The sequence below is a fragment of the Fluctibacter corallii genome (assembly GCF_025751585.1).
Lineage (GTDB): Bacteria > Pseudomonadota > Gammaproteobacteria > Enterobacterales > Alteromonadaceae > Fluctibacter_A > Fluctibacter_A corallii.
In genome coordinates this window covers 94008-119096 of sequence record NZ_JAOWKX010000004.1, presented here as the reverse complement: position 1 = coordinate 119096, position 25089 = coordinate 94008, and the positions used below count along the sequence as shown (strand labels likewise).

Genomic DNA, 25089 nt, shown 5'->3' with positions numbered 1-25089 from the left:
ATGCGAGACGGATAGATGCTTAAACCTGTTAGCATACATGACTTAACACCCGGCATGTACGTGAATGGCGTGCTGGAGCAAAAAGGCGATTTAAAAGTCAAATCTAAAGGGTTAGTCAAAACCCAACAAACCATTAATGGCCTGAAAGACAAAGGCGTACTTATGGTTGAAGTCGACTATGCCAAAAGCAAATTGCCAGAACCAATGCAAGCGCCACCCAAAGGCGAAACGAGCTCATCACCTGCACAAGCGCCGCTTAGCGCACAAATGGAGAGAGCGGAACAACTTACTTTGCAGGCAAAAACCATTCAGCGTGAATTTTTTCAAAAAATTAAAGAGAATGGCCATGCTGAACTCTATGCTATGCAAGACCTTAGCTTAGACGTAATTGACTGCGTGATTGAGTGTCCCCATACCCTGTCTTGTCTCGCACTACTAAATCGGGCTGACAACTACTATTTTGAACACTCACTTAACTGCTCTACGTTAATGGCCATGTTTGCCAACCATTTAGAATTTGACAAAGAATGCATTGAGGATTTGAGTTTTGCAGCCCTTGTTATGGATATAGGGATGGCGAATGTGCCGATGGATATTATCAATAAAAAAGGCAAACTCACCAAGCCAGAAATGGATGTGGTGTCAACCCATGTGGATATTGGGTTAGACATTATTGAACGCTGCGGTGAAGTTTCTCACATTGTCAGAGAAGTCATTTTTGCTCATCATGAGCGCTGTGATGGCAGTGGTTACCCTGATCAAAAAGCAGAAGATGAACTGAGCCAATATGTGAAAATGGCTGCAATTGTCGACAGCTATGATGCCATGACCCGAGACCGCCCATATCGAAAAGCCCTTAGCCCCACCAAAGCGCTGCAAGAAATGCTTGTTGATGATGCTTACGATCGACAGTTGGTGCAAAGCTTTATTCAATGCTTGGGCGTACATCCCGTTGGCTCTCTTGTTAAACTTGATAATGATCGCTTGGGCATCGTGATTCGGGCGAATAAAAAGCAGCCGTTAAAACCCACCGTCATCACGTTTTATCACGTAAAATCTGCCCATTACTCTGAAACCAAAATCTACGATTTGCGCAAAACCGATACGCAAATTGAATCAAGCGTCAGACCAGAAGAATTTAATATTAATCTGCAAAAGTTTTTTAAAGAGGTACTAGTCAACAACCTTGATTAGTCTAAGATGACATTCACTACCAATCTGTCAGGGCGTTCATACTGAACTCATGGCCCTTAAATGCCAAGATCACATGTTGCGGCTCAATCGCCACCAGGTACAATCCATCTGCTATCAACTCCCCCTCGCTCAATCGCATTCCATTCACTGAAATCCAACGCTCAGACGGATTCGATGCATACATATGCGCTGAAAAAGATAAACTGGGTAAATCAGTTAATACCCACGCAGGCAACTCATGAATAGGTGGCACATCAGGAGACGCCATCTTCGTTGTTGGCAAAGGAGCGACATTATCGTCATCTACTGCGGCAATGGCCGCCTCAAATTTTTTCAATAAATCTGGTGAAATGCCCGACGTAATTTCCGTTGTAGATGGCTCGTTAACTACTTCACCACCCGCATAGTCGTCTGTTGATTGGGTGACAGTATCATTGTCAGAGGTTTCAGCGATATTGCCTATATCTGCTGGTCGTGTAATTGATGATTGTGGTTCAACGTGTGATGGGTTTGGCGCACCAGTGGTGGACGCTGATTGTGTATCCGGCGTCTGCTGAGGTGCAGGCAAATATACCACCGTCGGCGTATTCATTTGAGCGGCGGTTTGCGTGAAAGCGGGGCCATTGAGCAATGTAACCCATGTTGAAAACTGAGACAGATTATATCCCACACACACACCGCCAACTGCGAGCAATAATGCCGTAGCAGCCGGCTTTAAGTAGTATGAAAATCCACTGGGAATAGTCTGCGAAGACGGAATGAGCAATCGACGGTTAAATTGCTCAGACAAATGCGAATCGGTTTTATAAGTAACATTCGCATCGGCACGGCTGCCTTTCATGCCATCAGAGCTTGACAGTAACTGCGTGGTGCGCGAGCGCTCAGCTGGTTTTTCGGTCACTCCGCCAGCAATTTCCACGGTTTGTGCTGAATCAATTTCTACGGTCAACACGCCCATTTCGGCTAATCCGCTGACCATATCTGAGCTGGTCACCAAACCTGATTTTCTAACATTAACCGGACCATTTTGCTCAAGCACCCGCGTGATCACCATGCCGGGTAGCAACTCGCGAATCGGAATTTCTTTACGCATACCAGCCCCCCACGAAATAACCCGCCACAATCGAACAAACAAACAGAAAGGCCAGATAATGTGTTTGATAGCGCAAGAGACGATCTTTTATCACATCTTCACCTAAGATCTGATCTGCCGCCGCCAAAAAAACATGTTGTTTTACTTGCCGATCCTGACGGCTAAAAGCCAGCGTTAGCGCCCTGTCACAAAGTAAGTTAATCACCCGAGGAATCCCAGCTGAAACACGGTGTACTTGCTTTAATGCCGAGTGGGTGAAAATACTGGCGTCCCCCCCTGCCACTTGCAGCCGATGCTGGATATAGGCTTTAACTTCTGACGCTGACAACGGCAACAAATGATAACGTGCTGTAATGCGTTGGGCGAGCTGGCGAAGCTCATTGCGTTTAAGCAACTGTTGTAATTCAGGTTGCCCAATTAACACCACTTTTAACAGTTTTTCGCGATGGGTTTCCAAATTGGTAAGCAAGCGTAGTTGCTCTAAAACCTCGGGTAATAAATGCTGGGCTTCATCGATAATGAGCACCGTGTTGTGCTGTTTACGATGGTTGTCCATCAAGTGGGATAAAATCAGATCGTTGTAATATTTAAGCCCAGCGTGTGACGCATCGTAATCAATGCCTAGTTCATCACACACCGATGCCAATAATTCTAGCGCCGACAACGTCGGGTTTAAGATCATCGCAACTTGCGTATTATCAGGCAGTTGTTGTAACAACTTACGCGACACGGTGGTTTTGCCTGTACCCACTTCTCCCGTTAACATCACAAAGCCGCCGCTTTCACGCAAACCAAAACTCAAGTGCGCCAATGCTTCTTTATGACGAGGACTCAAATACAAATAGTCAGGATTCGGTGCGATAGAAAACGGATTGTCCGATAATCCGAAATAACTCAGGTACATGCTGCTTATAACCAGTCTATTAATTAAAATAAATGCAAATTTGCGACGCTAAACCTACCATTATTTAGTCAACCCGCAAAGGATTACCTTGATAAATTCTTTCCCTGCATTTTCTGGTAAACTACCCCACATAACGTCACCTAAGCTGAACAAGTACGACATCGGCTCGTTTGCGCAATATGCAAATAGGGGACTTTCACATTACGATCATCGAATGAGTAACAGCGATATGCAAACCTATTTGGTTGGTGGCGCAGTGCGCGACACCCTGCTTGGCCGCACAGTAAAAGACCGCGACTGGGTTGTAGTCGGCACAACAGAAGACGAAATGCTCTCTAAGGGATACATTCGCGTGGGCAGCGATTTTCCGGTTTTCTTGCACCCTGACACCCGCGAAGAACATGCATTGGCGCGAACAGAGCGTAAACAAGGTCGAGGATATACTGGGTTTGAGTGCCATGCCGATACCGACGTAACACTTGAGCAAGATCTGTTGCGCAGAGATTTAACCATTAATGCCATCGCACAAGCACCCGACGGCACATTGGTAGACCCATATGGTGGCAAAGCCGACCTCGAACAGCGAGTATTGCGCCACGTGTCAGATGCATTTATTGAAGATCCGCTGCGCGTATTACGTGTCGCACGTTTTGCTGCTCGCTATCACCAATACGGCTTTACCATTCATGCAGATACCCTTGCCTTGATGAAACACATGTGTGAAGGCGGAGAATTGAATGACCTCTCTGCCGAGCGCGTGTGGCAGGAAACCGCGAAAAGCCTCTTAGAAGATCATCCCGAGGTATACTTTGAAACCCTCAGAGCCTGCGGAGGATTAAGGTATTGGTTCCCTGAATTAGATGCATTATGGGGCGTGCCTAATCCTGCAAAATGGCACCCTGAAATCGACACTGGCGTACATACGATGATGGTACTTGCACAAGCTGTGCAACTTAGTGACGATATAGATGTGCGTTTTGCAGCCTTAACCCATGACCTAGGCAAAGCCCTAACACCACCAGAAAAGTGGCCTTCTCATCATGGACACGAAAAAGCTGGACTAACTGCTATCGACGCGTTGTGTGAACGCCTAAAAGTGCCGAATTCAGCCCAGCATTTAGCGCGCTTAACCAGTGAGTTTCACGGACACATTCACCGCGCATTCGAATTAAAACCCGCTACGCTGTTAAAAGTCTTTAATCAATGTGACGTATGGCGTCGGCCAGAGCGTTTCTCTGCTATGTTAACTGCATGCAAAGCTGACGCCCGAGGCCGAACGGGCTTTGAGCAAGATGCTTATACGCAAAAAGAGTATGTAGAACAGGCCCTTGCGGCTGCCAATGCCATCGACGTTCAAGCTATCATTGCAGACGGGTTTAGCGGTAAAGGCATAAAAGATGAGCTGGATACGCGCCGAATACGTGCCATTGCAGAGGTGAAATCCCAAAGGGCCGCGTAATCAATTTACTCAACCCGCGGTTTAAAGGATAATGCGCGACAATTTATACCTACAGGTATTACAGGTAATAACACTATGACGTTCGAAGAACTAGAGCTCGATTCAAAATTATGCCGCGCTGTGCATGAAATGGGATTTACCCAACCAACCAGCATTCAGGCAGATGTAATTCCCCATGCAATGGATGGAAAAGATATTCTCGCCTCTGCCCCAACCGGCACAGGTAAAACAGCAGCATTCTTACTGCCCGCTTGCCAGTTTCTTATGGACTATCCGCGCCGCGATCCTGGTGCGTGCCGCGTGCTTATTCTTACGCCTACCCGCGAGCTAGCGCTGCAAGTGTATGAGCAAGCGGTCGCTATTTCTCGTCACACTAAACTAGTCTGCGGTGTGATCACAGGGGGTATCAATTATGGTACAGACCACGACACACTCGATAAGAACCTTGATATTTTGGTCGCCACGCCGGGACGGTTGCTTGAACATATCACGCAAGAACGCTTTGACTGTCGTGAAATCGAAAGCTTAATTCTTGATGAAGCCGACCGCATGCTCGACATGGGGTTTGGCGCAGTTGTCAATCAAATTGCCTCGGAGGCACGCTGGCGTAAGCAAAGCATGCTCTTTTCGGCAACGTTGGAAGGCGATGGCATTGAAAAATTCAGCCGCAACATCTTAAATGAGCCAGAAAAAGTCGAGGCCAACCCAAGCCGTAAAGAACGTAGTAAAATTCTTCAGTGGGTGCATTTAGCCGACAATGCCAACCATAAATATGCGCTACTCAAACACATTTTGACTGAGCAGGCTGAGACGACTGTCGTCTTTGTAAAAACCCGCGATCGACTAAACGAATTGAAGCAATTGCTTGAGCGCGACGGCATTATGGTGTGCTGGCTACAGGGCGAAATGCCACAAGATAAGCGCATCGCAGCGTTGGCGCGCTTTAAATCAGGTGAAATTAACATTTTATTGGCTACCGATGTGGCAGCCAGAGGGCTTGACATTGAGCATGTCACCCATGTGATTAATTACGATCTGCCTCGTACTGCGGATATCTATGTTCACCGCATCGGCCGCACAGGCCGAGCAGGACGCAAAGGCACAGCCATATCCATTGCAGAAGCGCATGATATGGGCATTCTTGCCAAGATTGAACGCTACACAGAACAGCGCCTTAAACGCCGTGTGATCGATGGCCTGAAACCTCAAAACAAAGAAGCCAAAGTGCCGGTGAAGAAAAAGAAAGTCAAAAACAAAGACAAAACAGGCAAAAAAGCGAAGAGCAGCGGAAAGAAAAAGTCGCCGTCTGCCAAAAAGAAAAAATAGAGGTCATTCATGCAAGGCGCTAAATTCAAACTCGACAAAGTGGTACTCGCCACGGGCAATCAAGGCAAAGTGAAAGAGCTTGCACAAATGCTAGGGGCCATGAATGTTGACGTGGTTCCGCAAAGCCAATTTAATGTTCCCGACGTACCGGAAACAGGCACCACCTTTGTAGAAAACGCCATAATCAAGGCTCGGCATGCCGCTAAACTCACGGGGTTGCCCGCCATCGCTGACGACTCTGGATTGGCTGTCGACGCCTTAGGCGGCGCACCGGGGATTTACTCTGCTCGGTATGCCGGTGAAAACGCGAACGATGCCCAAAACATCGACAAGTTATTACGTGAACTTGATGGTGAGTCTAAGCGCAGCGCCCGTTTTATTTGCTGTTTGGTATTTATGCGCCATGCCGATGATCCTCTGCCCATTATTTGCTTGGGTGAATGGCACGGCGACATTGCACTGACTCGTAGTGGCGATGAAGGCTTTGGGTATGACCCAGTATTTTTTGCGCCAGCACTGAGCAAAACGGCCGCGCAATTAAGCAAAGAAGAAAAAGCACAGGTGAGTCATCGCGGGCAGGCTCTTCGCCAGTTAACCGCCGAGTTGGAGCGTCTGTTTGATTAATCCACCTTTGGCCTTGTACATTCACATTCCGTGGTGCGTGCAAAAATGCCCTTACTGTGATTTTAACTCACATGGCCTTAAGTCGGCGCTGCCTGAACAAGAGTACATTGCTCACTTGCTGTCAGATTTGGAGTCAGATGCTAACTTGACGGGAGACAGACCGGTCACCTCTATTTTTATTGGTGGCGGTACGCCTAGCTTGTTCTCAGAAGAGGCGATGGGAAAATTGTTAGAGGGCGTAAAGCAGCGCGTTGCATTGGCACCGAATGCTGAGATCACCATGGAAGCCAATCCCGGCACTATTGAAACCCAACGTTTTACCGGCTTTTATCAAGCGGGAGTGAACCGTATATCAATAGGCGTGCAAAGCTTTCAGCTAGACAAGCTCAAACAACTTGGACGTATTCATAACGACAACCAAGCGATTCAGGCAGCAGATTACGCGCGCGCAGCGGGCTTGAATACCTTTAACCTTGACTTAATGCACGGTCTGCCCAATCAGTCTATCGACGATGCATTATTTGATTTAACCACGGCTATTCGCCAACATCCACCACATTTGTCTTGGTATCAACTCACAATTGAGCCAAACACCCAGTTTCACTCTAAACCGCCAAAGCTGCCAGAAGACGACATTTTGTGGGACATTCAGGAAAAAGGCCATGCAGCTTTGATGGAGGCGGGTTATCAGCAATATGAAATATCGGCTTACAGTCAGCCGGGGCACCAGTGCCAACACAATCTGAATTACTGGCGCTTTGGTGACTACTTGGGCATTGGTTGCGGCGCACATGGGAAAATCACCGACACTAACACTGGAAAAATCATACGCACAGTAAAAGTAAAGCACCCTAAGGGCTATATGGATTTAACCCGTGACTACACCGACAGACAACATGTTGTGGGTGAAGACGAACTGCCATTTGAATTCTTTATGAATCGATTCCGACTCGTTGAAGCGTGCCCCAAAGATGACTTTGAAGCACTAACTGGCATCCCCTTGCCCGCCGAGACGCAACATAATCTGAATATGGCTATGAATAAAGGCTTGATAGTTGAAAATAACCAAAGCTGGCAAGTGACGCCACTGGGACGCCGTTACCTGAACAGCTTGTTGGAAATGATGGTGTAGTTAATTCGCTAGCCAGCGTTGAGCTAGCGAATTCGCCGTAAACGGCTGCTTAGCGTGTTAGCTGGGCTTGCTTGCCAGAGCGTATCACGTTGAACTTTTTCATTTCAGGCACTTTATCTCTGAGGTTGTCTTCCACCCTATCGAGATAATGCATTTTATTGCAAAACCACTTGGCTTTGTGACGAAGCTTTTCAGCTTTGGTTCCCACGTGACGTTCTATTTCTTGTCCCACTGATTCCAGACGTTCCGTTAACGCTTCAATACGTTGCTCTTGTTCAGCTGTGCCGTCACTAGCAAGCCCGCCAATAGCAGATAACACGCCGCCCAAAGAGGTATTGATAGCCTGTTCAAGCTGCTCTTCTAGCTCTTTGTCGACCAAATCATCGACGTTTTCTAACTTGCCTGGGCCGATATAATAGTTATCGCTGGCATGAATAAACCGTTCTTTAATCCGTTTTTCAACCCGCTCTAAAGAGCGTTGTATCTTGGCGTAACTATTGTGCTCAGTACCCACTAAACCAACATACACATGTTCGATTGTATCAACAGCCAGCTCAACGCCTTCTGAGGCCAAAATAATCATTTTGGGTACCACATAATGAATACCCTCAGCAAAGCTTTCTAAATCGGCTTGTTGACGCGGATCAAGCTGAATCCACTCACCTTGAACAATTAGCTGTTGCCTGTTGTTTATCTGGTATACCGTGCGGGTTTCATCAATCACACGAATATGGTCATCATTGACCACCAACCCGTATTTTAAGTCAACATTACACTTAAGATCAGCTGCTGCATTGATGCTTACAAGGCAAAGCAGCAGTGTAAAAAGGCTCCGAAACATGCATCTCTCTTATTTCAATCACTAAGACTATTTTGAACGTAATCGTCTAGGATAGAAAGTACCTTCAGATAATTAAGCCATTAATTCAGTTAATTGGCGTTTCTAACTAACCGCGTAAATAAGAAGGCCTGCTTGGTTCTCGCGGTATTACTGCCATTAAAAAAGGCAATGGCCCACGCCCTAACGGGATCGGTGGCGACGGGTGTTGATGTCCAGTAATCATCAGACTGTGAAGACGGAAATACGGTTTCATTCAACGCAGGACGCTCGCATCGACGCTCAACAAGCGTTTCCAGTTCTTTAATATTGGGCAGTCGCCATCCTGTTTTATTCGCAAAACTGTATCCGTGCGCCGTTTTCAAGGCTTGTTGCCAAGTTAACTCATCGGCATCGCCCACGCAGTCACTGCCATCCCACGTTTGTCCCAAGCTACATTGCATCCACATCAGTTTGTGCAAATTATCGGTCACCGTGCCATCAGCACCGACATTAAACCGACTGGTTGGGGCTGTATTTGGCACATCAGTGTTACAGTTTTGTGCTAACGCAGTAAACGCAGTTAAGCCTAAGAATATAATCAGCACTTTCATTTAGCGTCCCCCTCTTACTAGCATGACTCTGGCTGGCGTGCTTTTTTGTAGAAAGTTGTCGTTCGCACTGGAAAAATCAATCGCCCACGCATTAATGGCATCGCCAATTGACGCGCCATCTACGCTAGATACTGATGTCCAGTACCACAGCGTCCCCACACTGAATGGATCGATGCTCGGAAACATACTGACATCAATGTACGGACGTGACGTGCGACCGTAATGAACCAACGACAATAATTCTCGATGGGTCGGCAAACGCCAGTCATTAAAATTGCATAACCCTACGCGATTCACTTCGCTAACGAATGCCGTCGTATTACACGGCGTGATAGAACATGACGCAGCAGCTGAGGATTGCGTACCCGCACTACCGCCGTTATCGTTCTCGAAGTACCACGTGTAGCTATGTTGTCTGGCATGCAGTCCAGAACCAACCGTTTTCACTTCCCATACCAATCCCGTAATGTTGTCGCGCACACATGACCAGCTTTGAGTTAAATCGTCTACCTGATCACCAAGGGCGTCCAATCGGGTAAAATCAAATCCGTTACTGCCCGTCCCTGCTTTTTCTGCGGCATTATTTCGTGCAACCGCATCATGGCCGCGATGTGCATCTTGTCCCGGATAATCGGCTTCAAAATCGTTGCTATTCGTTTGTTCAGTCGCCTGAATTAGCGACCCTGTATCATTCAACGGAGAGAGCGGGAAAGGCTTAACCGTTACGGTTACACTATCGTCTACTTTGTTGCCAAACGCATCGGTGACTTCCAGTGTAAAGGTAACCGTTTGCGTTGACGTTACCTGCGGTGCAATGGCAAAGGTCTGTAACGCGTTTGCCTGTTGAATGGCGGGCTGCAATTCGGAATCATTCAGCCAGTTATAAGTTAAAGGGCGAGCGTTCGGAATCGTGGTTTGTGCCTCTCCCAATAACAAAATATCTTCTCCAGCATGCACGGTATGCGACACACCCGCATTCACGGTTGGCACGGTATTGCTCTCGCTCAGTACAGTAATAGCTAACGTTGCTTCACCCGTTCCGCCTTCTTTGTCGGTCACCGTTAATGAAAATGCCAGCGTTTGATTGTCTTGTGCAATCGGAGTGGTAAATGCAATACTTTCCCCGTCTTTACTCACGCCAGACAGCACGTTTGTTCCCGCAGTTTGCTCCCAACGCCAGCTCACCAATGTAGACTCACCTTGAGCGTCAGTGTCGTTACTGGAGCGCGCGTCTAGTACCACTTCAATGCCCGCAGGAAACGTGAGGTTAGACACATCTGTTGGCCGTATTACACTAATTACCGCAATCGGCGGCTCATTTACGGGTTGAACCGTAATCACCTTAGCATCAGAGCCTTGATTGCCTTCGCCATCGGTAGCAATTAAAGAGAATGTATAGGTTAACGGTGTGGTAGTTTCAGGAGCTTGAAAACTGGCGGTGGCCGTCGTGGTATCTTCATGAGTAATGGGAATATCAGGTGCGACACTCCAGCTATAAGTAAGATCGCTGGTTTGCCCCACGGCTTCACCTGTTAGGGCCACCAGCGCACCTTCGTTCACCGTCGCAGGTGTACCAATTTGCACGACTACCTTCGGCGTAGGTGTATCGTCTTCGCTCTCAAGCGAGCTACCGGAACACCCAATTAATACCAAGGCCATTGCAGACACTACCATCCAATTTGCGTAATCTAACGCGTTCGCCACACCTGTGCTTTGCATAAACCTCTATGCCTCAATAAGATAATTCAAACGACTACAGCTGACAGAGATATCAGAAAGCGGCCTTATGGGTTTGAACCGATTCGATAGGACAATCACGACAATTTTCGTTTAATTTGAAGTCGACTTTTCGCGATCTTCCAACAAACGAACCTGCACTGCTTCCAATTCTTTTTTATTCGCAGCAATATCGGTTACGTCGTAAATCATCATACAGATATTATCAACCTGACCCGTTGTACTGGTTAACGCAGACAACGTGATGTTCTGATACATGACATCCTCACTGCCTGTTATCGGTCGATAATTGGGAAATTTGAATAAAAATGGTCTTTGCTCCCACGTCATAAACGCACGAGTACGCAATTCAAACACAGGACGGGTTTTGCGGTTAAACCATTCTTCGTCAATATAATCAAAGACTTCAAAAAGGGTTTTCCCCCGCACTTCACTGGGTAGTTTGCCGCTATGGCTTTCCATGAACCCATTCCATACTTGAATACGGTTTTCACGATCAAGCACCACCACACCCACATCTACGGTTTGGATCATGTCAATTAGCCAGTGCATTTCTGTCATATCATCTTGGCTCATGACCTAATCCTCCAACAAGTGCGAAAGTTTATAATTCATTACACGCATCGACTCTTCTGTAAACAACAGCACTAGGTCACATTGAACATTGTACCCTTCTAAGCCATAACTTAACTCAATGGCGAGCGAGCGCTTCCATTTCATTTTATTCGATGCAATCAGCTCGGTCACATTTCGATGCTGTCCTAACACAACCGGATGCCCTTGGCTAAACAATAAATCCAGCTGAATCGCCAAGCCACGAAGGCAAGTGCCAATAAGAATATTGGCAGCATCCATTAGTAGTTCGAGCTGAACTTGATCGTCAACATTTTCTTTAATATCAAGAATTTTAGCCACATCGCCAAAGCTGGAATCGCTTAGAATAAACAACGCCTCTCCAGCCACGCCAGGGCCAACAAACCCCTGACAAATGCCCGACACAGACTCTTTTTGTTCGATATCGCTGAGCATCATATGCAACTCAGACACTTCAATCAGATTCACGTTAGGAATAGGTAAGCGAACGAATACATTGAAAATGCGAGCAAGGTGATCACCAGCCTGCCCCATCGCAATATTGGTAATCTCTTGATACACGTCGCGAATATCGGCGGGCAACGCGTCTGAGTCGATTTCCTGCTCTTCTTCTTTGGCAAGAATTTGGTGTTTGTCGAGAACCGCTTTAAGTTGTTCAGAATTAACCGGTTTTTCAATAAACTCAATTGCACCAAGCGCCTTAACCCGCTCATGGGCTTCGGGTTGAACATCACCTGAAATCACGATGACTTGTGTGATTAAGCCTTTTTCTTTTATGGCTTCAAGGGTTTCATACCCGTCTAAGACGGGCATGTTAAGATCGAGAAACAGAAGCTGTCCCTTCCCTTCCTCTAACGCAGCAATGGCTTCCTGTCCGTGTTTAGCAAAATGTATCGATACCTCCCATTCAGGGGGCAAACATTTTGCTACCTGCTTCCTCGCAACCATCGAGTCGTCGCATATCAACACTGAGAACATATAGATTTTTCGCTTTTTCTAACTCTTTGTCTTCGCCAAAATTGCCGCACAATATATTATTAGCCTGAGGTTTGCTTCTTAATGGACAAACGGATGTTTAAAGACGAGATAACAATCGGCCAAAAACAACCAGCCCATTTTGACATCCAACTGTTTAATAGATAGCAGCTTACAGATTTTTTTCCAAGCTAATTCATACCCTTAACCTGAACAACTGCGGGTAATCCGACCAGAACAGGTAAAAAGTGTATGAATAACAATCACGTTAGTCGAAGGCATTCATTTTAAACGTTGCATTTATTTTCGCAGGCTAAATCAATATAGCCGAGCCATTAAAATAGAATACGCTTTACTTTATCATCGAGATTATTATCGGCAGACAAAGCGATGTCATAACCCCATTCAAACACAGAGCGATACTTGAACAGGCAACCGCATGCTCATCAATCAATGCTGCTCGGCTGGTGCCCACTGCGTGCGCAGCCGTACCTAACGCCAAGCCCTTGCTTTGACTGTGACTGCACCCTGTTAGCGTGAACACCCATTGCGACATCATCGCACCAGAAATGCCAGTCAGAATCACCATTACCGCTGCAATTGAGGGAATGCCGCCAATTGCCTCGGCCGTTTCGATAGCTAAAGGTGTAGTAATCGATTTCGTTAAACTCGTTAATAGCAGGGCCGTGTCAACGCCACTTCCCCACAATATTAGAAAACATGAAATCGGCCCCATAATGCCGCCCACCAGCATCGCCGCTAACCCTTGCCAGCCCAGCACTTTAACCACATACAGGTGTTTAAACATAGGCACTGCCAGCACCACAGTAGCTGGCGCCAACATCCAATGAATTAAGCTTGTATAAGTTAAGTAACTACTTACTTTTTCATCAAGTAGATAAATAAATACATATACGAGTAACGCGCTGGGCAAGATTGGGTGCAGTATGGGTGTTGCATGACACTTGCGATACAACGCAGCAGAGAGGCTGTAACAAAAAACGGTCAGCAATAGCCAGATAACAGTAAATAGCATGGTGACCTATTAATTCCTATCCGATGGATCGATAGCCGCTTTTCCGGTTAACCACTTGAACGTATATAGGGTGCAAAGCATGCCAATAAATGTACTCACCACAATCGCAATCAGCACCACAAGGTGAGAGGAAATCTCAGACCAGTATAAAATTACCGACAGCGTCGCTGGCACAAAAAACAACGACATATGTTTAAGTAAAAACTGGCTCACGTTATGCAGTGCTGTTGGCGTATTGCCTGCGCCGAGTAGAACCAATCCACCAAACAACAGGAGTAAGCCAATGAGCGGTGATGGCATGTATATACCGATATTTTGCAGCACATCCCTCGCCAGCCATTGCCCAGCAAATACGCACACCAATACGAGGGTTATCGCTTTTGTCCATTCTATTGTTATTTTCATCATCCGGTGTGGGTATCCATTAGAAGACTGGCTAATAGGTAAACGTATAGCACGCTTGAATAAATCCCTTCAACTGTATTACTGGACTATCTAAGCCATAAGCCGCTGCCACAATTATGTAAACACCATGATTGGGTGAGCGAGGCATCTCAATAGCAAGGAACGGCTAATAAAAGAATTTATGTAATTTGGCTCTATATTTTCGGCTTACCTTCACCTCGTCGCCATTGTTAAGTGTGGCATAGTATTCACCGTTAGAATTTGGCGTGAGTTTTGTTACATGGCTCATATTAATCATGGCAGAGCGGCTCACACGAGGAAAGCAATGTTGGTGCAGTTCGGTTTCTAATTGTTTCAGTGTTTGGCGCACAATAAAATTGCCCCTTTGGGTGTGTAAATATAAGTAGTCACCTGCTGCTTCTACCCATAATATCTCACTCATCACTAAACGAAGTCGCTCTGTACCGTTCTTAAAAATGAGGGTATCGCTATCGGGAGACATGCTCGCTTGTTGCGCTAGCGACGACATAAAGCCCTCTAGCGTTTTGCCTGTTTTTTTACCCAGTAAATCCGTTAACTGCTGTTGGCGATCAAATGCAACTTGCTCACTATATGCTTGTCGGAGTTTATTCAAGCAACTCGCTAAACGCGCATCAGAATAAGGCTTGAGTAAGTAATCAAACACCTGACACTCAAATGCTTCTAGCGCAAATTCTTGGTAAGCCGTAACAAATATAATTTTAGGTAAAAACGGGGCGTCATTGAGCGCGTTCACCAATTCAAAGCCCGACAATCCTGGCATTTCAATGTCGGCAAAAACCACATCTGGTGTAAGGGTATGAATCGCGTCTAATGCCTCTGCACCGCAGGCACAGTCGGTTAGTACGTTGAAGTCTGACTCCTGCCCAATGCGCAGCATGAGTCCTTCTCGGGCAAGTGGTTCATCATCAACAATAATGGCAGATATCGGCATAGTGCGCTCTTGAGTGTGCTCTGGATCAGGTTAACGTCTACATAGTCCAGTACAGTTCAACCACCATGACAATCTTTCGCAAGCGAGAGATCGTAACGAAATATGTCATCTTCTGCCGCTTTTCCCCAAAAAAAGAGGCTGTACCAAACTGGCAAACAGCCCCATAAAAATTCAGGAAACAATACATGTTTTATTAAACATGCATTCATCGGGTCACTAATCCGACACGAGGAGTGTCGAATAACGGCTGCCGATAGTGAACCCATTTGTGACGAATGATTGGCAAACGGTGATAAACGTGTACAAACCCATGGTAGACAGTTTTGCCTGAGCAACCGAAATGGCTGGCTTGCTCAGGCTGCCTCTATTCAGTCGAGTTTTGCGACCAACGTGCTCATATCAATATTGGCTTTTCTGGCAAGATAATACGCACTGCCTTCTGCACCGTGCGACATCGCAAAGGTTAGCGCATCTTGACCATTACAGCGCAGCCCCTCGGCAATTTGACGATATCCCAAATGATTACGCTTAAGCACATGACGCAAGCGTGCTTGATTGTCAGTTTTCAATGCTTTGCACACTTTTACCAATACACGCTCTGTAGATGGGTCTATCGCAGCAGACGCAGTCGATGCTGCAGTAAGTCCGACACTCATCACAATGGCTGATAAACATACAGTTGCTTTCATAACTTATCCCCTTTGGTATTACTCTCAACTCGCTACGAGTCAGATGTATGGAAATAAGATAGTGAAATAAAAAGCAAACACACCACGAAAACGGCTCTGTTACGGAAACGCACGACGAAGCGATAAACCTAGTATTTCATAGGATAAATCATCGTTTCACGAGGTTAATGACCGCATTCAAGACACACTTATTTACAACCATGTCACGTTGCAGACTCAGATACATGGGTGAAAATAACATCAAACTAGGCAGAAGTATGAAGTGAAGACTTGAGAAAAACGGTGTGCAGAAGGATCACTTATGGAAGTTAGCCTCAGTGATCTGAATAGTAAAAACCCCGCACAGGCGGGGCTTTTTGAAATCTTAGAAGATGCTGTCTTGGTGCACCTTAATAAACATCGGTGTGCCGAGTTTACTATAATCGATTTTGTACTCTTTACCGTTAAGAGTTTGCACAAAAATCAAGGTTTTTTCATCGCCAAACACATCGCCTAACGTAACATCGACCAGTTCCATATCCATCATTTTCGCTTCACGCTTATTATCAGGAATCTTGCCGGAGTATTCCTTCAAGCCTTTATGTGTGACTAGCACAGGCGGATTGTCTTCACCGTTAGTCAACAACAAATCAAATTTACGAACCTTATGAATAATCGTATTTCGACCACTAACAATATAGGGCTTCTCAGTCATGAGTTTCTCCGAGTAGGAATACATCGACTTCACCTTCTCTTCTATTTTCGTTGTTATTTGTTCCAATAACACTGGAAGATAGCAGAGATCAAAACGCTTTAGTAGCGATAAAACTAACTTTTAGCATTGAATACCAATACTTTAGTTCATTTTTCAATCAACACCAACCAAACCACGAGAATCCGTGAATAAATGCCTTTTGAAACAAGAAGATGATTTTTACCGAATAAATCTTACGTACAGTGTGTCTACTAAAAAATAGGCACAAATAAGCGCAAATACGCTTATCAAGCCCAGCTGAGAGCACCCGAAGTAAAGGGCAATGGGCAGCAAACCCACTTCGTTAGGTGTCATGCCGCACTCTCGTTGAACAAAAGTTCGCCAAACAATCAAAACCAGACGGTTTATAGGATGACAAGCGCACCAAAGTTTCTTATACTGCGCCACGCTTGAGGGATAAAGCACCTTGCCAACACTCTCTCAACATCCTCCAAAATGGCCCTTTAGCTCAGTTGGTTAGAGCACCCGACTCATAATCGGTAGGTCCCCAGTTCAAGTCTGGGAGGGGCCACCATTTTTATCAAGGCTATTAGCCTTAGTAATCAATAACATCCTTAGTCAAAATTTTATTTTTGTAGCATGTCTATAGCAAGAGTTTAGTAAACTCTTTCCCATGTGAGCTTAAATTGGTCGGACAAAATCGTACCTTTGAAAATTGGAATATCTATATTCTTATCTTTCAGTTCTTTCCTCATCACGCTTCCCAGTTCAGCATCTGAATTTGCTCCCAAGTAAATTGCTCCGAATAAAGAAGGGGGTATATCAAACAGATGTATAGCTTTTCCGTCCTTATCTACATCACAAAATGATAATGTTTGATTTATTTGCCTAGTAACCCTAACCTCCTCTTCGTAAGCCCAGTCGATCGACTTTGTACCCATGACAATATTGTAAAAGTCGTCATGATCATCATCAATCTGAGGAATTTGAGTTTCATATCTGATGTGGATAGGCTTAGTAAACTCATTTTGTGAGTTTTTTTTGAAAGAAAAAGTCATGTTCTTCGTTAAAACCAATTACGAAGCCTTGATGATTCTGTGCGTAATGTGACCACATTAAGAGATTTTCGTTTGTTTTGCTTAAACTAAGTATTCCAATATTACGTTCTATGGTATCTCGAAGGTTGTTGCCTAAAGTTTTCGAGTTAAATTTTTCTTCTTTAAACTCGTTTAGCTCCTCGACTACTCTTCTAACACTGTTTCTATTCTCTTCCGTCTTTTCATACTTTGGCAGGTTTTCCCATAGCTTCCACGCTTCCTCCGCAGACTCTTTTAGAAGTTGGTCCAATCCCCTTAAATTAAGTAAAAAGCTGCTTTCAAAAGGATCATTAAGAGCTGACAATTGAGAAAATCTTATTTTTAGGTTTGATATCACATCTCGTCTTTGAGGGGGTAAAAATTTGCAGAACATTAATAACTTGCCTTATACGGTAATCCCATTTTTCAGCGAAGTCTGCCAAGGCCATCTCCGCTTCAGCTAATGTGGCTGCGCCGTAAATACTTTTCAGGTCAGCGGCAATGACCTTGCGCTGTTTCCAGTTCACATAGCGTAGAGAGTGGCGAATTTGATGTACGATACACAGTTGTAACTGCGGTTTCGAATAAACCGCCTCAATGGCTTCGGGGAAGTCCAATTAAGTAACAACGAAGAAGTTAGAATTAGACCTATGAATTTGATAAAAAACCCAGCGAAGAGCTGGGTTTTATTTGGCTGCAACTTGTTGGTTGCTAGCCTTAATTATTTCTCGTTGCATCTCGTTAGCGTTTTTCATAACTTTTTGAAAAACACGCTTTTTATCTCTCGAGGATGCCGTGTGAAAAAACGTAGAGAAACTGCTATCACTAGCCATTTCTTTTCGTTTGAATATCATATCAACTCTCCAATTTCCTCAAACACTAGTTACACAACCAGAACACATACACTAATATTTATACAAGTTTGACCATTAATCCAGATCAAAGTTACCTAAGATATATCAATCTGACAAGGCCTGTTCAAGGGACGCAGGAGTATACTTTTGCTTAACATGGTTGTCAATTGACGAAATATTATCCTTATAATAAGTCTCGTCATTGGTTAGATCTTTACTGAATAGCATTACTTTAACCCTATCTCGATACGAAGCTTTAAGCTTATTGACAACTTCTTTTGCTGCAAAAAACTGATCTATAAAGACTTCTTTTTCAATCCGTCTCCCCTCTACGGCTTCACGTCTTTGCACGAAGTCCCAAGCGACAACTGGCTCCATGTAGACGTATACTATTACAACAAGGCGATTTTTTAGTAACGCTCTATCTATGTTTTTTTCTGCAACAGAGTACTTCGACAATGTCCCATCAAGTATAAAGCTTTGTTTCCGCTTAAATACATTATCGACTATACGTTCAACTATGAACGAAACTGCTCTATGGAACAAATACGAGTTAGTGCCGTTATAATTAGGGATATGCTCTCGAAGTTCATCAGCGTCAATTCTAACCACCCTTCCTTGACCGTCTAGGTTTTCAATCAGCTTTTTAGACGTTTCTGTCTTACCAGCACCTGGAGAGCCAGCCATAAAAATTGAAACCGGATTTTCTTCAGGAGGGAACTTGTTTTTACACGTTAGCTCATTCGCAATTCGAGTACGATTGGCTTTGGCCCATGCTATCGCTCGCTCCTGTATAGCTAGCTCTTCTTCAGATAACGTCAATCGAATACTCCTTCTAGGGTACTAAGCTATTGTTCAATGTATTCAGTAACGTCTAAAAAAATGCTTCCCATCTGAATCGAGAGTATTACTTTGAATCTAAAAACATCCATTCCTTTCGAATTTAGTTGCAGTTCCCACGAGTTTTCTGGATATTTCTTCAGAGCATTTAACAGGCCTTTAATTATTTGATCTTCATCGATTTGAACAAGACTCAGCTTACTAGCTTTTCGAATAAGTTCGTTGGCATCATAGAGAGAATTACTAGATTTATTTCGTTGGTTGAGGCTAGGGCCAAGACTGATATGAATTCGATTCATCTGACTTGTATACTCAACCTGAAAATTATCTGCGTGTATGTTATTTGAATAATCTTCGTCTTGATAAGTGACATGGATCAAAGAATGTCCCTTTCTTATCGGTAGCTTCATAATTGGTAGCTTCATACGTTCCCGCTATTTACCTGATGGTTACCGTAAATTTCACTCAGTAAAAGTTACTTATAAATCAACTTTAACAGCTTTAATACTATGCTGACCATAGCTTCATCAACTCCAATCTGGCACTTACACTTCTGTTGTCAACTTCACCCAATCAAATTAACCACAGTCGCCTTATGCTCTGGCGCTATGTGTGCGTTCCTTTGCGACATTTCCCTACTGCCATGACCTAGCGATTCTCTGATAGAATTCAAATCAACACTTGCCACTGCAAGCAAACCCGCGAAGTGGTGGCACAGATCATAAAAGCAGAAGTTTACAATCTCAGCGTCTTTAAGTAGTTTGTCCGCTCCCTCTTAATGTCAGCAAGCGGTCTCACCTCTTCACCTCAACACATAAACCCAATCAGCATGAAACAAGTGCCACCTTGCAATACGTTTAAGGTTATCGGGTTAAGTGATATGTGCCAAGTTTTACCTGATTTGGCGTTGCCTGCCTCTACCTTGATGAACTTACGTTCAAAGTCTACATGCTCTCATCTGAGGCCAAAACACTTCAGATTTATGCATACCTGTGTGCATGATAAGTAACATGAGACGCTGGAATGTCCTTATACTCAGTTATGCCTTTACATAGCATTTACCAATTCTGCCCATTCTGTTTCAAATGATTCGAAGGATCGGCCTGCGACGGTTTCAAATGGCGTTCCGGTGTAAATTTGCCAGTAGGCTTCCAAACCTAAACGTTCGATCAAAAACTGGCTAAACGCGCCTTCTTGCAGGTAGGCAAGCCGTCTGGCTACCCCTGATTTTGCTGCGCCTCGCACGTTTTCAGCCTGTTTGAGTGGAATAAGCTCGCCGTGTTTCTCAGATAGCTTTGCCGCCGCCACAATGAGATCTTCGCCAAAATCTGGGTATTCTGGGCCCGTTCCTAAGCGGTGCTGAAGAAATACCGCTAATCCGTCGTCATAAAAGCGATCCCGTTGATAGCGAAACCCACTCACCGCGTACACATGGGTTAACTCGTGTACCAACGCCAGTCCCGCGTGCTCACCTTCACTCTCGTAGCTTTTTAGTACACGCTTTTCAGGCACATAAATGTGCTCTTTGTCTTGATATGGCGTTCTGTGTTTGCTCGACACATGCACTTGCAACTTGCCTTTAATGGGTGTGCCAGTGTATCCGGGCACATTGGCTAAATAGGCTGTGACACGTTGTCTGGCTTGCTCAATATCAGTAGCAAATGCATCAACCGCTGACGCAGACAAGGCATCTGGGTAATGTAAATCAAAATGCGCAGTTGAGTGGGTTGCAGCGACGGCCACAGGGAGCGTACATACAAGAGAACAGCACAGGGCGAATAGATAAAATGGGAGTGTTTTCATGAATTCCTTTCCATTATTGTGTTTAATTTTTTATTTTTGTAAGTTTTATTTTTCGTTGCACGAGATGTGCATGCTGATTAAAGCATGATGAAGATAGATGTAAAGAATAAAGAGGCGAAAAATCAGTCTATTAGGGTAAAATGGCTATTGCTCAGCGAGCCGTGCGTTATGCTCATCTTGGGCATCTTTTTTTAAGCTGGTTAATGATGCCGCATCTAAATTGAGCACCCTCATTACGCCTTCAAATGACTTTGCCCATTCTGCATTCTCACCGCTACCCATGTATTTCTGATGCATGATATTGCGAGATAGTTTAAGTAACGAAAGTAAAATCAGCACCAATTTATTCATATTTGCTTTTTCAAACAAAAGTGGATTGTGCTGATGCTGAATTACCACCACAAGCGCACTTGGCAGTTGCCAGCGTTTTGCTAAAAGTGCACCAATAACCGTATGATTTGCACCAAAATTCACTTTTTCTTTCCCCAACACTTCTCCCCAGCCATATTCGTCAGCTTCTTTTATGAATTTTGCGTAATTGGGATAGTTTTGTAGCAAAACAGGCACGCCAGACATATGAAACAACCCCAACATATACGCGGGATCAACCAGCGCTGGGTTCCCCGTTTTTTCTGCCAGAATGCCATTCATATCGGCAACATACGCACTTTTTCGCCAAAGCGGATCGAGAATATCCGCATCGGGAAATGTGCCTTTTAGTGCGACCGAATTCACGATCACTTCTACACGGGTAATGCCGAGTACCTTCACCGCCTGATCCAAAGACGTAAACGGCTTTGAGCGCTTGAATACGGGAGAATTGGCAATTTTGAGCATAGAGGCTGCCAGCGAAACATCAGACGTGATCAGTTTGGCGACTTTATCTAAGTCGGGATCTTCCTGTTTAAGTTCGTCTGTGACTTTATTGACAATGTCTGGACGAGGCGGTATCACAACTTTTTTCAAAAGTTCCTTTTCTAAAGCCGATACCTTTGTCGCCATAACTCGCCAACCTTAGTGAATGTTTTTAAACAAGAATACACACACTATAGTCGCAAATTGTGAAACAGATACCGCAAAAGAAAGAAAAAGAGAGCGGATAGTCGCTCTCTTTATCGTTAAATTAAACGCCTCTCGCTTACGTAGATTCACCTTTTTTATAGGGGATCTGCTCTTCGTATTCTTCTATCTTACGGGTTCTTTCAAGCGGAGAGCTTGTATGTCGCGCCAACCAATAATAAGCAACAGGCACAACATATAAGGTGAGAAACGCAGACACCGCCACACCCGCAAAAATAACCATACCAATTACCATACGGCTTTCCGCGCCCGGCCCAGACGCCAGTACAAGCGGCAACGCACTAAATACTGTTGTGAATCCGGTCATAACAATGGGTCTTAAGCGAAGTGTAGACGCGCGGCGTAAGGCATCTTCAAATGGCATGCCTTCGTCGCGTAGCTGATTGGTAAATTCCACAATCAAAATACCGTTTTTGGCCGCCAAGCCAATCAACATCACCAAGCCAATCTGGCTATAAATGTTGATTGTCATATCAGATAAATATAGCCCGATAAATGCGCCCACCAAGGCCAGCGGCACCGTTAACATGATAACCAGCGGATGCACCCAGCTCTCAAACTGCGCGGCTAAAATCAAATAAGTAATCGCCAAAGCAAGAAGGAACACAAAAATGACCGAGTTACCCGAATCTTGATATAACTGCGACTCACCTTTGTAATCAATCGACACTTCTTCAGGCAGCTCAGAATCTACTAATCCGCGTAAATATTCGAGCGCCTCTCCCAAAGTGTAACCATCGGCTAAGTTAGCGCTGATAGTAATGCTACGCATTCGATTATAACGGTTTAAGCGGTCAGACGTGGCACGCTCGTCGACGGTTAGCAAGTTGTCTAGCGGGATCAATTGATTGGTTTTTTGCGAGCGCACATACAAATTATCAATGCTCTGCGGAGAGCGGTAATCTTCTTCTCGCCCTTCCAGAATGACATCGTATTCTTCGCCTCGATCAAGGTATGTCGATACGCGGCGCTGGCCCAACATGGTTTCTAATGTGCGTCCAATCTCTGAGATCGACACTCCAAGATCGGCAGCGCGATCACGATCAATATTAATCAACAGCTGCGGCAACGTTTCTTTATAGTCAGAATCAATTCTGACTAGACCGGGGTTGTCGCTGGCTTTGTCAATAATAATGTCGCGCCAACGAACGAGATCTTCGTAGGTATTTCCTTGTAGCACAAACTGAACTGGTCGCCCTAAACCGCGTCCACCGAGCGAAGAACGCATGATGGCAAACGCACGAACATCCGGTATTTCACTGAGTTTTCCACTGACTTCCTCCATCAACTCGAAGGTACTGCGTTGACGCACATCCCATGGCACCATGCCCACAATCGCGATACCAGCAGATCCCCCAAATCCAGGCGTTCTTACCAACACCCGATTCACCTCTTCTTTATCTATGTATGGCAAAAGGATGTCTTCAATTTTTTTCAGGTTAGCCGCATTGCTTTCAAAACTGGCCCCTTCTGCGGCTTGCATCGCAATAAAGAAATTACCACGGTCTTCTTTTGGTACAAATTCACTGGGGATTTTCTGTGCCAATTGGTACAAGGCCACCAAACTCAAAATAATGAGGGCTGCCATAACAATGGGCTGATGCAAGGTTCTTCCTAAGGTGTTGAAATAACCGCCTTCTACCCGTTTAAAGCCACGATCGATCCAACGTCCAAAAGCAGAGTTACGCTCTCGTTGAGTAAGTACCTTGGACGCCAACATAGGCGACAAACTCAGTGCAGTAACACTGGAAAACGCAACAGCCGCAGCAATAGCCAACGCAAATTCCGTAAATAAACGCCCAATATTTCCTTGCAAGAACACTAAGGGAACAAACACGGCAATCAACACCATGGTTGTCGCAACAACGGCAAAGCCAACTTCTCTTGCGCCTCGATATGCGGCGAGCAACGGCGGTTCACCCATTTCTATACGGCGGTAAATATTCTCCAATACAACAATCGCGTCATCCACCACCAACCCAATCGCTAGCACCAGTGCCAACAGCGTTAACAAGTTGATGGAAAAACCGAGCGCATACATCACGATGAATGCAGAAATTAACGACACTGGCACGGTAGCGGCCGGAATGAGGGTCGCGCGTACGTTACCCAAAAACAAATAAATGACGATGATCACCATTAGCATGGCGATGCCTAGGGTGTTGTAAACCTCATTGATAGATTCTTCGATAAAAACCGATGAATCGTACGACGGCACAATAAAAATGTTGTCTGGCAGGGTTTGTGAGATTTGTTCTAACGCCTCTTTTGCTGAACGCGCCACTTCCAATGTATTGGCCTTAGACTGTTTAATAATCCCCAAGCCAATCATGTTAACGCCATCGCCTCTAAACTCGGTTTCATCGTCGGCAGCGGCAAGTTCAACGTGGGCGACCTCACCCAGGCGCACTAAATATCCGTCTGCACCGGCTTTTACTGTTAGCTTTGAAAAATCATCAGGGGTTAAGAAAGTGCGAGCAACACGCACTTCAAAATTACGATCAAGCGATTGCACTTCCCCAGCCGGAAGCTCGACATTTTCTGACCGAATAACCCGTTCAATATCATTGACGGTGACTTCACGGGCGGCCATCGCATTGCGATCCAGCCACACTTTCATTGCATAACTGCGGCCACCGCCAACCCTCACACGCGCAACGCCTTCGGCAATCGACAACCGATCAACAATAAAACGCTCGGCATAATCGGTTAATTCCATCACCGACAAGTTATCACTGCGTAGGTTGTACCAAACGATCACGTCTTCATCAGAATTAGCTTTAGATACTTCTGGCGGATCAGCTTGATCAGGCAGGTTATTCAGGGCACGGCTCACTCGCTCACGCACATCATTAGACGCCGCATCAATATCACGAGACAAATTAAATTCGATAGAAATATTACTGCGCCCGTTACGACTGGTAGAGGTAATATTTTTGATGCCTTCAATGCCGCTGATGCGATCTTCTAATACTTGGGTAATGCGGGTTTCAACAATGTTTGCCGACGCACCCGGATAATTTGTATTAATCGATACAATAGGTGGGTCAATGTCGGGATATTCTCGCAACGACAGCAACGAAATACACACGATGCCAAACACCACGAGCAAAAGGTTAACTACCGACGCGAATACTGGTCGTTTTACTGATATATTAGATAACAGCATA

At 45.1% G+C, this 25089-nt stretch carries 24 protein-coding genes, 1 tRNA gene and 1 pseudogene; 6 read left to right on the top strand and 20 right to left on the bottom strand.

All coding sequences use genetic code 11. From position 1 onward, the window contains the following. Positions 1-15: 15 nt before the first annotated feature. Positions 16-1194, top strand: coding sequence for an HD-GYP domain-containing protein (locus tag OE749_RS08910; protein WP_263712098.1), 1179 nt, complete (start codon positions 16-18; stop codon positions 1192-1194). A gap of 16 nt (positions 1195-1210) precedes the next feature. On the opposite strand, the gene OE749_RS08905 is transcribed toward OE749_RS08910, so the two are convergent. Together OE749_RS08905 and OE749_RS08900 are read right to left on the bottom strand one after the other, a co-directional pair. Beyond that, positions 1211-2287, bottom strand: coding sequence for a general secretion pathway protein GspB (locus OE749_RS08905; protein WP_263712097.1), 1077 nt, complete (start codon positions 2285-2287; stop codon positions 1211-1213). Next, the gene (locus OE749_RS08900) at positions 2280-3191 is read right to left on the bottom strand and encodes an ExeA family protein (protein ID WP_263712096.1); all 912 of its coding nucleotides are present in this window, start codon (positions 3189-3191) and stop codon (positions 2280-2282) included. Before OE749_RS08900 ends, OE749_RS08905 begins: the two co-directional genes overlap by 8 nt. Before the next feature lie 229 nt (positions 3192-3420). Between OE749_RS08900 and OE749_RS08895 the strand changes: the two genes are divergently transcribed. The 4 genes from OE749_RS08895 to hemW all read left to right on the top strand — a co-directional run bounded on the left by OE749_RS08895 (position 3421) and on the right by hemW (position 7732). Then, on the top strand, positions 3421-4650 hold the full coding sequence (locus tag OE749_RS08895; RefSeq protein ID WP_263712334.1) for a multifunctional CCA addition/repair protein: 1230 nt from the start codon (positions 3421-3423) through the stop codon (positions 4648-4650). 75 nt (positions 4651-4725) lie between these two features. Further along, a complete protein-coding gene (gene srmB / locus OE749_RS08890; protein WP_263712095.1) occupies positions 4726-5976 on the top strand; it encodes an ATP-dependent RNA helicase SrmB in 1251 nt (416 codons plus the stop codon). A 9-nt stretch (positions 5977-5985) separates the two neighbouring features. After that, positions 5986-6600 carry an XTP/dITP diphosphatase gene (locus OE749_RS08885; protein WP_263712094.1) on the top strand — a complete coding sequence of 205 codons (615 nt, stop codon included), beginning with the start codon at positions 5986-5988 and terminating at the stop codon, positions 6598-6600. Further along, the gene (gene hemW, locus OE749_RS08880) at positions 6593-7732 is read left to right on the top strand and encodes a radical SAM family heme chaperone HemW (protein ID WP_263712093.1); all 1140 of its coding nucleotides are present in this window, start codon (positions 6593-6595) and stop codon (positions 7730-7732) included. The genes OE749_RS08885 and hemW overlap by 8 nt, the downstream gene beginning before the upstream one ends. A gap of 49 nt (positions 7733-7781) precedes the next feature. On the opposite strand, the gene OE749_RS08875 is transcribed toward hemW, so the two are convergent. The 10 genes from OE749_RS08875 to OE749_RS08830 all read right to left on the bottom strand — a co-directional run bounded on the left by OE749_RS08875 (position 7782) and on the right by OE749_RS08830 (position 16266). Next, positions 7782-8573: a YggN family protein gene (locus OE749_RS08875; protein WP_263712092.1), complete on the bottom strand. Its 792-nt coding sequence runs from the start codon at positions 8571-8573 to the stop codon at positions 7782-7784. Positions 8574-8662: 89 nt separating this feature from the next. Next, positions 8663-9163, bottom strand: a complete 501-nt coding sequence (locus OE749_RS08870) for an Lcl C-terminal domain-containing protein (protein WP_263712091.1) — start codon at positions 9161-9163, stop codon at positions 8663-8665. Beyond that, on the bottom strand, positions 9164-10882 hold the full coding sequence (locus OE749_RS08865) for an Lcl C-terminal domain-containing protein (protein ID WP_263712090.1): 1719 nt from the start codon (positions 10880-10882) through the stop codon (positions 9164-9166). It lies immediately after the preceding gene. Positions 10883-10993: 111 nt separating this feature from the next. Beyond that, complete coding sequence (locus tag OE749_RS08860; protein WP_263712089.1) at positions 10994-11476, bottom strand: PAS domain-containing protein; 483 nt, start codon at positions 11474-11476, stop codon at positions 10994-10996. Between the two features lie 3 nt (positions 11477-11479). After that, positions 11480-12472 (bottom strand): response regulator, encoded by a 993-nt coding sequence (locus OE749_RS08855; protein WP_263712088.1) that lies wholly within the window; start codon positions 12470-12472, stop codon positions 11480-11482. Positions 12473-12821: 349 nt separating this feature from the next. Continuing rightward, positions 12822-13505, bottom strand: a complete 684-nt coding sequence (locus tag OE749_RS08850; RefSeq protein ID WP_263712086.1) for an LrgB family protein — start codon at positions 13503-13505, stop codon at positions 12822-12824. Between the two features lie 9 nt (positions 13506-13514). Beyond that, entirely contained in the window at positions 13515-13913 is a 399-nt protein-coding gene (locus tag OE749_RS08845) for a CidA/LrgA family protein (protein ID WP_263712085.1), read from the bottom strand. A 163-nt stretch (positions 13914-14076) separates the two neighbouring features. After that, on the bottom strand, positions 14077-14883 hold the full coding sequence (locus OE749_RS08840) for a LytR/AlgR family response regulator transcription factor (RefSeq protein ID WP_263712084.1): 807 nt from the start codon (positions 14881-14883) through the stop codon (positions 14077-14079). A 368-nt stretch (positions 14884-15251) separates the two neighbouring features. Then, positions 15252-15572, bottom strand: a complete 321-nt coding sequence (locus tag OE749_RS08835; protein WP_263712083.1) for a DUF3718 domain-containing protein — start codon at positions 15570-15572, stop codon at positions 15252-15254. A 364-nt stretch (positions 15573-15936) separates the two neighbouring features. Further along, positions 15937-16266, bottom strand: coding sequence for a hypothetical protein (locus OE749_RS08830; protein ID WP_263712082.1), 330 nt, complete (start codon positions 16264-16266; stop codon positions 15937-15939). 497 nt (positions 16267-16763) lie between these two features. On the opposite strand from OE749_RS08830, the gene OE749_RS08825 reads away from it, so the two are divergent. Next, a tRNA-Ile gene (locus tag OE749_RS08825) sits at positions 16764-16840 on the top strand. 82 nt (positions 16841-16922) lie between these two features. Here OE749_RS08825 and OE749_RS08820 read toward each other — a convergent pair. From OE749_RS08820 to OE749_RS08785, 8 genes and pseudogenes are all read right to left on the bottom strand, one after another. Next, positions 16923-17324 (bottom strand): hypothetical protein, encoded by a 402-nt coding sequence (locus OE749_RS08820; RefSeq protein ID WP_263712081.1) that lies wholly within the window; start codon positions 17322-17324, stop codon positions 16923-16925. Continuing rightward, complete coding sequence (locus tag OE749_RS08815; protein WP_263712080.1) at positions 17290-17667, bottom strand: DUF2971 domain-containing protein; 378 nt, start codon at positions 17665-17667, stop codon at positions 17290-17292. The genes OE749_RS08820 and OE749_RS08815 overlap by 35 nt, the downstream gene beginning before the upstream one ends. Continuing rightward, positions 17654-17953 (bottom strand): annotated as a pseudogene (locus OE749_RS08810) (transposase); the annotation flags it as partial. The gene OE749_RS08815 and the pseudogene OE749_RS08810, both read right to left, overlap by 14 nt. 348 nt (positions 17954-18301) lie before the next feature. After that, positions 18302-19018, bottom strand: coding sequence for a zeta toxin family protein (locus OE749_RS08805; RefSeq protein ID WP_263712079.1), 717 nt, complete (start codon positions 19016-19018; stop codon positions 18302-18304). Between the two features lie 26 nt (positions 19019-19044). Then, positions 19045-19461 (bottom strand): hypothetical protein, encoded by a 417-nt coding sequence (locus OE749_RS08800; protein WP_263712078.1) that lies wholly within the window; start codon positions 19459-19461, stop codon positions 19045-19047. A 622-nt stretch (positions 19462-20083) separates the two neighbouring features. Next, entirely contained in the window at positions 20084-20839 is a 756-nt protein-coding gene (locus tag OE749_RS08795; RefSeq protein WP_263712077.1) for a hypothetical protein, read from the bottom strand. Positions 20840-20983: 144 nt separating this feature from the next. After that, entirely contained in the window at positions 20984-21841 is an 858-nt protein-coding gene (locus OE749_RS08790; protein WP_263712076.1) for an HDOD domain-containing protein, read from the bottom strand. A 136-nt stretch (positions 21842-21977) separates the two neighbouring features. Continuing rightward, entirely contained in the window at positions 21978-25088 is a 3111-nt protein-coding gene (locus OE749_RS08785) for an efflux RND transporter permease subunit (protein ID WP_263712075.1), read from the bottom strand. Between the last annotated feature and the right edge of the window lies 1 nt (position 25089).